We start from the raw sequence: 12014 nt of genomic DNA, 5'->3' as shown, positions 1-12014 counted from the left end.
TTTTTAGATGTAGATATAATATATAAGTATCCAAAATATATAAAGGTTGCTATATTTTGCATATGTTTTTGGAATTTCTTATAGATTTATGCAAAAATCATATAGCGAGTATAGCAATTCTATGGGGATTGTGCCTATATCCACTTATATCTCTTGAATGTGAGATACATTGCAAGGACAGATAGGGCCATGAATCCTATCGAAAAGAAATACCCATAATGCCAGAACAGCTCAGGCATGTTCTTGAAATTCATGCCGTAGATGCTTGCGATGAGTGTCGGCACAAGCACAAAGCTTCCGTATACTGTCAGCTTCTTGACAACCTCATTCATGTTGTTTGATATGTTTGTCAGGTATATCTCGAGCACATTTGTCAGTATGTCCCTGTATGTCTCTTCAAGGTCTATGAGCTGGATCACATCATTGTATACATCCCTGAATCTCCTGAGTTCTTTCTTTACGATTATGGAGAGGTATTCTTTCTCTATCATGGTGACGACTTCCCTGTTGGCGATGAGGGCCTTGTGGAAATAGATGATGCTTTTCTTCACCCTGAATATCTTGTTCACGATGGTTTTGGATACTGTATGCATGACCTCGTGTTCGATGCTCTCCATGATATCTTCAACCTCTTCGAGGACACTGAAGAACTGGTTGTTCAGGTTGTCGAGCAGCCTATAGATGAAGTATGTCTGGTTCTGCATGAGGATTTTTTTCTGCTCGTCATTCAGGGCTTTTATCTTGGCGAATGCCTCATGCTCCTGCTGCTTGAGAGTGATTACATTGTTGTTTTCTGATATCAGGATGAAGACGGGCTGTGTGTTGAATGAGGTCCTGTTGTGGTATGCTGAGCCATATATGATCATCGAGTAGTTGCCGTATTCGAATATCTTGGGCCTCTCTGTCGGGAAATGCACATTCTCGAGGTACTCGAAAGGGATGTCTGTTGCTTCAGAAAGGTCTTTCAGTTCTTTTTCAGAAGGGTTTGTGTAGTCAAGCCAGACAAAATCTTTGCTGGCCAGGTCACTGGCCTTTGCGTTCACCAGCTGATTTTTTTGTATCTTGTATCCTTCTATCATATTCCCTCTTTTTCTTTGTTTTCTGCATTGTCTATGGTTTATATTTCTTTTTATACAATTTAAAAATGGATGAGAATAAAAAGTATACAGGTATACTATTTTATTACATATTTTTTTAGATAAAATTTATATAAGCATATCCCCGAAAATTCAGTATGTCATTCAAACAGGTCATTTTGGTAAGGAAGGATCTCAGGCTTCCCAAGGGCAAGCTTGCTGCGCAGGTAGCTCATGCTTCAGTTGAGTCTGCTTATAGGGTCAGTGAGGATAAGTTCAGCACATGGCAGTCCGAAGGCAGCAAGAAAGTTGTTCTGTATGTGGCTGATCTGAAAGAGCTTCTTGGATATCAGCAGTTGGCAAAGCAGGAGAAGCTTGTCGCATCCATAATAACTGATGCCGGCAGGACAGTCATTGCTCCTGGCACAGTCACTTGCCTTGGCATCGGCCCCGATGAAGAAGAGAAGATTGACAAGGTCACTGGAAAATTGAAGATGGTCTGATCTTCTGTGCAGTCCTTTTTGAATGATCTCTGTTTCCTATTTTTTGCTGCTTTTCTTTGATCATTTGCCCACCTTCTTCCAATTGCTGGAAAATTCAAGGAATAAGTTTTTATTATATCCAGATCTGCCCTGCAGATCTGGTCAGGAACTCTTGAATTTTCAATAAATGCACACGGACTGGCAGAGGATGCAGGTAAATAATAACACTGATTAGGCTTTCTTTGATGGCGCATGGACTGTAAAAATAAGATTTTTGCTATCTTAAATTAAAGATGATTTAAGTTAAGGATGATATTCGGATCAGGACACAGTTTCAGCATTTTCTCTCTGTCTTTCTCTGATGCAACTCCTGGAAAATCCCCTTTCATGCCTTTCATATCAAGGATTAGTTGGAAATGCAGATGCGGCGCCCAGTTCCCATTCGTCGGATAATTGCCGACTCGGGCGATCTCTTGTCCTGCCTCTATCTTTTTCCCTTCATGGAGCCCATCAAGAGAGTCCAGGCTGAGATGCCCATACAATGTGTAGAACCTGCCGTCGGTTTCGTGCTCGAGGATCATTGTCGGGCCATAATCACCCACATTATTGTTGAACCTGAAACTGTGCACCCTGCCGGCCAATGGGGAGAACACTTTGGTGCCAGGTTCTGTCCACAGATCGATCCCTAGGTGCACAGTTCTTCTTTGGGTGCCGTCAAAGACATTGCTGTGGTCATATATCACCCTGTTCTCGTCGTATCTGCCTATCGCTATCTGTGCTTTGTTCTCTGCTATCTTCCTTCTGATGTAGCTCTCAAAATGCTCTGGGTTTGTGATATCGAATTGGCTCAGCTCCTGATTCTTGTTTGTCAGGTCAAGTATTACGCTTCTGCTGAGGTCAAGATCAATTATCTTTGAGAATCTTTCTCTGTCCTTCATCAGGATCCCTGTCTGTATCATCTTCTCCTCCTAATCGTCATGGGGCAGCATGTACCAGACATTGAGGTTTTCATAAGGTCCGGTTTCAGCGATCTCCCTGTCTCCTGACAGTATGCATTGCTTGTCGAGTCTTCCTGCATATGAGAATCCCATGTTATGGAAGGATTTGTTTATTGCTGCATGTGGGGCTCTCGCTTCTGCATAGATCAGATCCACCCTGTCCCTGATATCTTCTACCAATTGTTCAGTGGCTAAGGTGACAAGGCCTGATCCCCGGCATTCACGCAGAGTCGCCATCTCGCTGAGCTCTGTGATCCTCATGATCCCTCTTTCTGTGGGTACTTCTCCGATCTCTGCGACGACAGTGGAGACTATTCTCCCTGCGGGATTTCTTACTGCATACACCACTGAGTTGTCGATCATCCTTCTGACGTTTTCAGCGTCCAATACTGTTGTGTATGTTGTGAATGCCTCTGCATAAAGCCTGACCATGTCGCTGATGTCAGATTCAGTTGTGTTCTGGGCAGTCAGGTGGTGTATTGAATAGCCTGGTGTGGTTTCTCTGCTGGATCTTTCTGAGGAGAGTATGACAGCAACGAGCCTGTCCTCGTCTGCTCTTGTCTTCGGGTCAGTGGTCCTTTCTGATGAATTTATCCCCACATATATGAGTTCAAGGCCGGTGAATCCATTGTTCAATGGGATTCTCGCTTCGATAGGCCCATCATAGCTGCATTCTTCGGTGCACAGGAATCTGGCGTTCAGTCTTGTTGTTCCTCTCTCACTGGCGAGCCTAAGCCCTTCATCAACAAGGTCATCAACTGAATTTGGTGAGGTGTGGATGTCAGTGGAGAAATATTTTATCCGGTCGTTTCGGCTGTCATGGTACATGACCCCTATCTGGCCCAGGCTTGGGTTCACATAACTCTGTTTTTCCTCACTATGCTGGCAGGATTCACTTGCTGCCATCTGGGTTGCCTCAACTGGCATAGCGCTGTCTATTCTTGTTGCATTGCATATTCTCATGTGATCACCTTTAGAATTTCTTCATTTCTTTGTCTTGGGAACTGCCATATGGCTGCTATAGGTTGAATTAATATAATAACTTAATGTTAATATAATAACAACAGGGAATGAATCCTGTTAAAGACAGAGAAAAGGAAAAAATATTGATCAGCACACGCCGCAGTCAGCAGGGCAGCTCATGCAGTATTCTCCATATTCAGCTTCGCATACTCCATTTCCGCATACTCCCTCCCTGACACATTGGAGAGTATTGCCGCATATGAATCCCTGTGTGCAGTAGCAGTCCCTGCAGTTCTTGCATGTCTCTCCGAGGTTTATCTCGCACAGCCCATTGCCGCATCCGGTCTTGCAGTCGATGAAACATGTGTCTATATCCTCAAAATAATATGAGCATATCCCGTCGCCGCAGTAAAAAGAATAGCATCCATATTCATCTGAGATGGGGACTTCAGGGTTGCATTGCTGTGATGGCGTGCATCTGCAGTCCAGTTCGCAGTTCAGGCAGTTCTCTTCATCGTCGCAGAATCCGTCGCCGCAGTCCTCGAGTGACAGGAGATAGCATCCTTTGACATCTATATTCGGATGGCTGGGGTTGCATTCATATCCTTGGTCGCATTCGCAGTCTTCCTGACAGTTGGCGCAGTTCTCGTCTGCATCGCAGTATCCGTCTCCGCAATCGAGAGGGGTTCCTCCTGTCCCACCAGTTCCTCCTGTCCCTCCTGTTCCTCCGGTGCCGTTTGTTTGATTGTTGGTCCCAGTGCCACCGGTACCTCCTGTGCCACCACTCCCTCCTGTTCCTCCTGTGCTATTGGTTTGGTTGCCTGTTCCAGGCCCTCCTGTCCCGCCTGTCCCTCCGGAACCTCCGCTTCCGCCTGTTCCTCCGGTGCCGTTTGTTTGATTGTCAGTTCCTCCTGTTGAGCCACCGCTTGATCCACCGGATCCTCCTGAAGAGCCTCCTTTCATGATTAATGGAGAGCCTCCTTTCATCATCATTGGCGAGGCGCTTCCGCCCGATGGTCCTATGGTGTATGACTGCGTCCCTTTTGGTGACTTGTAGCCGCCAGCTCCGCTGCCGGTCCCATTTTCAGTTCCGCCTGCTCGGCCTGATCCTCCGCCTGTCCCATTGAATGTCAGGTTTTCAGAATAATTTGCAAGCTTTTCAAAAAGTTTTGTGAGATTCTCTTCTCCGATCTCTTTGATTACCTGTCCTGTGATGTCATCCATCCCTCCTGATCCGAAGAGATAAGGGAAATATTTGCATCCGGAGAGCAGTGTGCAGAACAAGATCATAGTGATGATGGAAATGATGAACAATGTCTCTTTTTTCATTTGCCCCACCTTTTTCCGAACTCTTTGGCTCTTTGTCTATAAAAGCTTTTTCGTCGGCAAAACAGAAAAACAGCAAGATTTAAATACTGAAAAATTCATAATGTGCACATGACAAATAGTGACATTCTTGTGTGTCCTGATGGCCGGTATTTCTGTTGAGGAGCAGCATTGATTCTTTTATGTCAGAAAAAGAGATCAGCAAGCCCTTACACAAGTCAGGGCTGCTCGATTAAATGGAAATAAAAAAATTATGTTTACTTGACCCACTCTACCTTGTCCAGATGGTCTCCGATCAATGGGATCTTCCACTGCTCTCCCTGGAAAGCCTTGACTATCGCGACTATTATCACGACAAGGAACAGCAGCTGCAGTAGCGGCATGATCGCGACCCACATGAACCATAGGAATGAGCTCAGGATAGCTACCAAGACCCACACAATGACTTCAATGATGAAGAGCAGCATCCCCTGCCTGATGTGGAACAGTGCGAATGGGCTCTTCTTCTTTATCGCTAACCATGGTATCAATACAAGTATGCCTAGATATGACAGGATTGATGCCATCTGCTCGTCTGAACTTAATTTTGCCATTTTATTCTACCTCCTTTATCTCGACTTCATTTGTCTCAGTGTCATATACTGCAATGCTTGGCCTGTTCCTGAAGCCTAATATCTCTCCGGGGTTTGCCAGTATTGTCTTTCCGATCTTCTTCACTGCAGATGTATGATCATGTCCATAGAATATGATATTATATTTTCCGGTTGATGCAAGCCCTTCTGCCAGCTCTGGATAATGTACCATGGCGATCTTCTTGCCGCCCAATTCAAGGTCGGCATATATGCCATGATGGTTGAGATGCTTATTTGCACAGCAGATCTTCATGAAGGTGTACTCATCATTTGTGTTTCCTGAAACCATATGCAGCTCAAACTCAAGTTCAGCAAACTTCTTCAATAATATTGGTGCAGAGAGGTCCCCGCAGTGCAGGATTGTCCTGATCCCGAGCGCTCTGATCATCCCAATCGCTTTATCAAAGTGCTCTAGATGGTCATGCGAGTCGCTCATGATGGCTATTTTCATGAGTTTTATTTCCTCTTATTTTAATATAAATGTTATGCCTCTCTTTTTTATTAATTTCAATATAGAAATAAATAAAATATCTACTTTATAGTACTAAAAATAATAAGTTTTATATATAGCAAATTATCATATACTCCTATGTCCCAAGAGATTAAGTATCCCGCTCCTGAAGATATCGCTAAATTGCATGATGATATCCTTAATGTGACAGGGGGCAAATCAGGCACTCTCATTGATGATTACCCCAGCACTATGCTCCATAGCTTGTATTATCAGGATCATTCTGACCTTTGCAATGGCGCTGCTTTTATTCTTTAAAGATTAGCAAAGACCCACCCATATGCTGATGGCAACAAGAGGACAGCTTATTTTGCTGCAAGATATTTCCTGATGCTCAATGGAGCGGATTTCAATGGCAGCAGCATCGAGGAAGCAGCAGAAGAGGTCAATCAAGTCGCCGCACTTCCGACTATTGATGATGCGTTTGATCTTGCGAAGCAGTTATGTCATCAGGATCTGATTGAAGATGCAACGCCGATAAGGGGTTATCATGATTTCTATAGGCTAGTCATCAAGAGCATCGGTGTTGCAGAGAAGCTTTCCAAGATGTGATCAGTAAGAATTGAACTCTATGCTGCTGTTGGCCATCTTCTCATTGAATTCCAGGTCCTTGTCCCTTTCTCTGGATTTGAATATCAGGAGATTGCCTCCTTCCCAGAACAGGAACCATCCTGCCGGCTCTGCGAGTACAGTCAGGAATGTCAGCAGGAATCCTTGTCCTGGATTCCTGACCAGGATGAATGTTGCTATGAACATGAATATGACCCCCAAGGCAATGAAGAACAGTCCTTGGTTCTGGAGTTTTCTTTTTTTCAGGTGCATGTTCTGGAGATACTGCTTGAAATTGCTCCTGAGCCTTTTCTTGATCATGATCTCCTGCGCATTGTCCCTCTTGGCAGCAGGTATCAGGATCTTCAGCTCTATCTTGCCCCTGCTTGTCTCTCTCACTGCTTTCTTTGCCTCATTTATGAAGTCATCTGACAGTGCTCTCTGGGAATATGGCCTGGGATCGAAATCAGAGAATATGTCGTCATATGTGTCTATCCACAGGCTCACCTGCGCCAGCTGGATTATTGCCTGCTTCTGCTCTTCCGGCATCTTTGCAATGGTCTTATCGATCGGTTTGTCTGCCATCAACTGTCTCCAGCATTTGCTTGTTTAATAATCTATTGTTTCCTAATCTGCTCACACTGGCTATCCCGGATATATTTGATATCTTTCAAATTGTCTTCGAATTTTTCTGCCAAAAATTAATGAACCTTCATGTATCAAGATCATCTCATGGGGCAGACCGGAAAGCTTAAATATCATTTGGTATCTATTGATAGCATGAATACTCAGGTGAATATCAGGATGCCGAGCAAGCTGCTGGTCTCAGCTAGGAATTATGCCAAGAAGCATGGATTCGGTACATTGCAGGATTTCATAAAGGAGACCGTAAGAGAGAAGGTCTTTGAGCCTGAACTTACTGCAGAAGAGGCTGCCCTCATAAAGAAGCTGAAGAGAGTCAGTGATGAGAGGGGGCTTTATGGCACAGAAGAAGATTTATTCAAGGCGCTCAGAAGAAGATAGATATGTCCTTGTCCCTTCAAATTTATTTCTTGATCAGATTGAATCGCTAAGTTCAAAAGCAAGATCCATTCTGGATAATAAATTGTCCCTCGCTTTGAGGAATCCGTTTAGGAACAAAAGTCTGAAAGGATATAGGTTCTTGTTTAGGATAAGATTCCAAGATAATGATAAAGAGAAGAGATTGATATATCCTGTTGAAAATCATCAGATCCGCGTTCTCTGCATCCTTGACAGGAGCAGGGGTTATAAGGATCTGAAAGCCTATCTGAGGAGATTAGGTTATTGAGTCGCCATCTTCTAAAGCATCTCCGACTTCTCAGAACTTCTTCCGATTTTTTCTGCTAAAACTTAATGAACCTTTAAATCATAGAAATATTTGTCACCTGCCCCCGCAGGTGGCTGCTCACCTTTCGATGAACTAAACGAGTAGAGCTGAGGAGTGCTTGGAGGCTCTCCAGTGATGAAACCGTTCTGTTATGATAAGAAAGGTGAGCAACTCCATATATTTAAATCTTCTCAATAGAACCCTTCCAATAGATCCCTTACATCCGGCTGCAGTTTCTTCTCGACAAGCGCTGTCTCTTTCAGCTGCGGGCTCCATTGCTCGAAGCTCGGCCTGTCGCCTTCATAGAACACGCCTATAGGCATCCTCTCGTTTTCCTGCGCTTTCTCGAATGCCTTTTTCCAGTCCTTTGTGTCATGTCCCTCTTTGTTGAGGTCATACACTCTGGAGTTCAGTGCTTCGTATGTGTCTATCTTGTTAAATGTGACGCAGGGCTGCAGTACATCTATGTGCGCAAATCCCTTGTGCTGCATCCCTTTCTTTATCAGTTCCACCAGGAGGGGCATGTTTCCTGCATATCCACGGGCCACGAATGTGGCGCCCATTGTCAGTGATGTCATCAATGGGTTGACCGGAAGCTCCTCGACCCCGAATGGCGATGTCTTTGATTTGTATTCCTGCCTTGATGTCGGGCTGTACTGCCCTGTTGTCAGGCCGTAATTGCCGTTGTTGTGCACTATCAATGTGATGTCGACATTGCGGCGGCATGCATGTATGAAATGATTCCCGCCTTCTCCGTAGCAGTCTCCGTCTCCTGACATCACGACGACATTCAGTTTGTGGTTCGCTATCTTGGCTCCCTGTGCAAGAGGCAGCGGCCTTCCATGCAGTCCTGAGAATCCGTAGCTCCTGAACCAGTATGGGAATTTGCCGTGGCATCCGACTCCTGATATGACTGCACAGTCCTCTGGCTTGAGGTCCATCTCGCTGAATGTCTTTTTCAGTGCTGTCCATATCCCGAAGTTGCCGCATCCCGGGCACCATGTCGGGAACTCTGCCACATTGAAGTCCTTCATGTCAGTCATCTTATTGCCTTCTTGAGTTTTTCATGCAGCTCATCTGCGTGGAACGGCCTTCCGTCCCATTTCAAGACCTTTTTCTCAACATCAATAAAACAGTGTTCTTTGATAAGTGATCCTAATTGTGCTGTCGCATTGTTCTCTATCAGCACTGCTTTTTTTGATTTTGATAATGTTTCTTTCACAGATTGTGTCGGGAAAGGCCACACATACTTGATGTGCATCAGCTTGCAGTTTGTTCCTTCTTTCTTGAGCATCTCCATCGCTTCCATGGCATTCCCTTTGTTTGATCCCCAGGAGATGAGTGTTATCTCTGCGTCCTCATCCCCATAAATTGTCGGATTCGGGACTTCTTTCTTCAGTGTCTCGAATTTCTTCAGCCTCTTTGCGTGCATCCTTGTCCTGTTCTCTGTGTCTTCTTCCACGAATCCTCGTTCATCATGCTCATCTCCTGCAGAATGAAAAAGACCATTCTTTATTCCAGGTATGCTTCTGGGGCTTATTCCGTCTTCTGTGAATTCATATCTCTTGAACAGGCCTTTCTCTCCAAGTTCCGGAAGCTCCAGAACTAGTTTGCCTTTATCCACTTTCACCTTGTCCTGGTCTGGGAATCCTATTGATTCATAGCTCTCTGCTAGGTATTTATCTGTAAGGATGAAGACAGGTATCTGGTATTTCTCTGCATAATTGAAGGCTTCCATTGCGCAATAGAAGCATTCTTCTGCGTCTCCTGGCGCCATTATCATCCTCGGGAACTCATCCTGTGCTGCATGCATCGCGAATCTCAGGTCCGCTTGTCCTGAATGCGTCGGAAGTCCTGTCGCAGGTCCCGGCCTCATTGCAAGATTTATCACTACAGGTGTCTCTGAGAGTCCTGCTAATCCAAGCCCTTCTGCCATGAGCGCAAATCCTCCTCCTGATGTTGCTGTCATCGCCCTTACTCCTGCAAAATTGGCGCCTATTGTCATGTTCATCGCAGCGATCTCATCCTCTGGCTGCACAACCACGATGTCTTTCTGCCTTGACACATTCATCATGTAGTGTATCACTCCTGATGACGGCGTCATGGGATATTGGAACAGTAGTTTGCATCCTGCCCTTATTGCTCCGACTGAAAGCGCTTCGCTTCCGCAGATCAGCAGCTTCTTCGGGCCCTGCTTTGGCTCGAGTTTGCATCCGAATTCATTTGGCTCATAGTTCTCTATTATATGGTCATATCCCTTCTTTGCTGCCTTGATGTTGTTCTGGATTATATCCTCTTTCTTTCCCTTGAACCAGTCTTTGATGACATCTTCAAAATGAGAAAAAGGTAATTTCAGGAGTGCAAAGCTTGCTCCCATGGCGACTGTGTTCTGCATCAGTTTCTCGTTGCCGCATTCTTTTGCAATCGCTTTCAGCGGCACATCATAGAGCTTGACATCATTGATGGACATGTCCATTTCTGCTTTGTCATACACAATACCTGCTCCCGGATTCAGATTTTCCTTGTGCCTGTCTATTGTGTCCTGGTTGAGCGCTACGAGAAGATCTATTTTTGTGAGCGGTGCTTTGGCCGGCTTTTCGCTGACTCTGACATCATAAGTGTTGTGTCCGCCGCGGATAAGAGAGGGGTATTCATTGTTCGCAAACACATAGAGGCCGGCTCTCATGCAGCATCTTGCAAACGCTATGCCTGCTGTCATTATGCCGTATCCTGCTTCTCCACCTATTTTCCAGACAAAAGAGTTTGTCTTCATTGTTTCTCTTTTTGGAATCCGTGTTTTTAAAGGTTTCCATGCTAAACTATTTATATGTGCAATATCTGGATATGCTGATGGCAGGAACAGCATTGCTTGTGGTTGATCTCCAGAATGATTTCATTGAGGAAGATTCAGTTTATGGCAACATTTCTATCAGGAAGAACCTGAAAAGGATCAAGTCATTCATCGATGCCTGCAGGGAAAAAGGATTCTTGATAATCTATACAAGGCACTGCTTCTCGCCGAAGAAGAACCCTATTGAGGCCAGGCTTTATCCTGAGCTCATTGGTGAAGTATTGAAGAAAGGCACTCATGGTTGGAATATCCATGAGAGCATTTACACTGAAGATGATATCATAATTGACAAGCATCGTTATGATGCGTTTTATGGCACTGATCTTGAGTCAATCCTTAAGAAGAAAAGGATCAAGAACATAATAATCATCGGCACAATGACAAATGTCTGCTGTGATTCCACTGCAAGGGGTGCCATGTACAGGGATTTCAATGTCTTTTTCTGTTCAGATCTGAATTTCACATATGATAAGAGGACACATAAGATGTCTTTGGAGAATATCAATGATCATTTTGGGGAAGTATTATCTTCAAAAGAGATATTGAGAAAACTTATTTGACCAGCACTGCATTCAGGATCCCATCCTGTCCGGGCCTGCTTGTTATTCTCGCTTTTCCTGCTTCAGTATCTATGATTGTGCCTTTTGTGATGATGTTTCGCCTGACATAGTTCTTGTTTGCCGGATTGTCAGCCACTGTCTTGATCTTTGCTTTCTGGTATTTCTTGGTCTTGGGATCATAAAGGTTGGCGAATTCTGCTCCGATGAGCCTTGTCTTGAGGTTCCCTCCTCTGACCCTTATGGTCTTTCTCTTCTCTTTGCCGAGCTTGGTCATTGTCGGCAGTCTGCCTAGCTCGTATTTTCTCTTGCCTCGGCCTTTCCTGTTGTAAATCGTGCCTGAGACCTTTCTCTTTGATCTTCTCTGTGATATTGCCATTCTGGCTGTTTGAGTCTGGCCCCTGTTTAAATATGTTTTGCTTTTTCATAGGAAAAATTTATATAGTGGCCGCATGTTTTTCCTAGTATTTGTTTTTTAAAGGGGGTCCATAATATGGAAGCATCAAGACCATTAGACACATTGAATCATGCAAGGGATAAGCGAGTGATAATTGAGCTGAAGAACTCGAAGCAGATCATAGGGAAGCTCAAGGCATTTGATATCCACATCAATACTGTGCTTGCTGAAGCAGAGGAAAGGGTGGATGGCCAGGTCACAAGGAAGCTTGGCACCGTGTTTATAAGAGGGGACACAATCATAATAATATCTCCGGTTGAGTGA

The 12014-nt window shown here is 44.6% G+C and carries 16 protein-coding genes and 1 pseudogene; 7 read left to right on the top strand and 10 right to left on the bottom strand.

Going from position 1 to position 12014, the window contains the following annotated elements:
• Nucleotides 1–134: 134 nt before the first annotated feature.
• Nucleotides 135–1079: a magnesium/cobalt transporter CorA gene (gene corA / locus JW968_00340; GenBank protein ID MBN1385407.1), complete on the bottom strand. Its 945-nt coding sequence runs from the start codon at nt 1077–1079 to the stop codon at nt 135–137.
• Between the two features lie 155 nt (nt 1080–1234).
• On the opposite strand from corA, the gene JW968_00335 reads away from it, so the two are divergent.
• A complete protein-coding gene (locus JW968_00335) occupies nt 1235–1579 on the top strand; it encodes a peptidyl-tRNA hydrolase (protein MBN1385406.1) in 345 nt (114 codons plus the stop codon).
• A 266-nt stretch (nt 1580–1845) separates the two neighbouring features.
• Here the strand turns inward: JW968_00335 and JW968_00330 are convergent, their stop codons facing one another.
• From JW968_00330 to JW968_00310, 5 genes are all read right to left on the bottom strand, one after another.
• A complete protein-coding gene (locus JW968_00330; GenBank protein MBN1385405.1) occupies nt 1846–2496 on the bottom strand; it encodes a peptidoglycan DD-metalloendopeptidase family protein in 651 nt (216 codons plus the stop codon).
• A gap of 30 nt (nt 2497–2526) precedes the next feature.
• Complete coding sequence (locus tag JW968_00325) at nt 2527–3519, bottom strand: hypothetical protein (GenBank protein ID MBN1385404.1); 993 nt, start codon at nt 3517–3519, stop codon at nt 2527–2529.
• Nucleotides 3520–3666: 147 nt separating this feature from the next.
• A complete protein-coding gene (locus JW968_00320; GenBank protein ID MBN1385403.1) occupies nt 3667–4848 on the bottom strand; it encodes a hypothetical protein in 1182 nt (393 codons plus the stop codon).
• A gap of 254 nt (nt 4849–5102) precedes the next feature.
• The gene (locus JW968_00315; protein ID MBN1385402.1) at nt 5103–5438 is read right to left on the bottom strand and encodes a DUF4870 domain-containing protein; all 336 of its coding nucleotides are present in this window, start codon (nt 5436–5438) and stop codon (nt 5103–5105) included.
• A gap of 1 nt (nt 5439) precedes the next feature.
• Nucleotides 5440–5928, bottom strand: coding sequence for a YfcE family phosphodiesterase (locus JW968_00310; protein ID MBN1385401.1), 489 nt, complete (start codon nt 5926–5928; stop codon nt 5440–5442).
• Between the two features lie 138 nt (nt 5929–6066).
• On the opposite strand from JW968_00310, the gene JW968_00305 reads away from it, so the two are divergent.
• Together JW968_00305 and JW968_00300 are read left to right on the top strand one after the other, a co-directional pair.
• Nucleotides 6067–6246, top strand: a complete 180-nt coding sequence (locus JW968_00305) for a hypothetical protein (protein ID MBN1385400.1) — start codon at nt 6067–6069, stop codon at nt 6244–6246.
• A 3-nt stretch (nt 6247–6249) separates the two neighbouring features.
• Nucleotides 6250–6540: pseudogene (locus JW968_00300) on the top strand (Fic family protein).
• On the opposite strand, the gene JW968_00295 reads toward JW968_00300, so the two are convergent.
• Nucleotides 6541–7122 (bottom strand): hypothetical protein, encoded by a 582-nt coding sequence (locus JW968_00295; GenBank protein MBN1385399.1) that lies wholly within the window; start codon nt 7120–7122, stop codon nt 6541–6543.
• A gap of 195 nt (nt 7123–7317) precedes the next feature.
• Between JW968_00295 and JW968_00290 the strand changes: the two genes are divergently transcribed.
• Complete coding sequence (locus JW968_00290) at nt 7318–7560, top strand: hypothetical protein (GenBank protein MBN1385398.1); 243 nt, start codon at nt 7318–7320, stop codon at nt 7558–7560.
• On the top strand, nt 7517–7846 hold the full coding sequence (locus tag JW968_00285) for a hypothetical protein (GenBank protein ID MBN1385397.1): 330 nt from the start codon (nt 7517–7519) through the stop codon (nt 7844–7846). Before JW968_00290 ends, JW968_00285 begins: the two co-directional genes overlap by 44 nt.
• A gap of 230 nt (nt 7847–8076) precedes the next feature.
• On the opposite strand, the gene JW968_00280 is transcribed toward JW968_00285, so the two are convergent.
• The gene (locus tag JW968_00280) at nt 8077–8928 is read right to left on the bottom strand and encodes a 2-oxoacid ferredoxin oxidoreductase (protein MBN1385396.1); all 852 of its coding nucleotides are present in this window, start codon (nt 8926–8928) and stop codon (nt 8077–8079) included.
• The gene (locus tag JW968_00275; protein MBN1385395.1) at nt 8925–10658 is read right to left on the bottom strand and encodes a 2-oxoacid:acceptor oxidoreductase subunit alpha; all 1734 of its coding nucleotides are present in this window, start codon (nt 10656–10658) and stop codon (nt 8925–8927) included. Before JW968_00275 ends, JW968_00280 begins: the two co-directional genes overlap by 4 nt.
• A gap of 77 nt (nt 10659–10735) precedes the next feature.
• On the opposite strand from JW968_00275, the gene JW968_00270 reads away from it, so the two are divergent.
• Nucleotides 10736–11296, top strand: a complete 561-nt coding sequence (locus tag JW968_00270) for a cysteine hydrolase (GenBank protein MBN1385394.1) — start codon at nt 10736–10738, stop codon at nt 11294–11296.
• On the opposite strand, the gene JW968_00265 is transcribed toward JW968_00270, so the two are convergent.
• Complete coding sequence (locus tag JW968_00265; GenBank protein ID MBN1385393.1) at nt 11289–11672, bottom strand: 30S ribosomal protein S8e; 384 nt, start codon at nt 11670–11672, stop codon at nt 11289–11291. The two genes, JW968_00270 and JW968_00265, sit on opposite strands and share 8 nt — an antisense overlap.
• Nucleotides 11673–11786: 114 nt before the next feature.
• Here JW968_00265 and JW968_00260 point away from each other — a divergent pair, with 114 nt between their 5' ends.
• Nucleotides 11787–12014, top strand: a complete 228-nt coding sequence (locus JW968_00260) for a small nuclear ribonucleoprotein (protein ID MBN1385392.1) — start codon at nt 11787–11789, stop codon at nt 12012–12014.

Source organism: Candidatus Woesearchaeota archaeon (assembly GCA_016928155.1).
Lineage (GTDB): Archaea > Nanobdellota > Nanobdellia > Woesearchaeales > JAFGLG01 > JAFGLG01.
The sequence above is the reverse complement of the archived record's forward strand: the minus strand, read 5'-3'. Positions and strand labels throughout refer to the sequence as shown.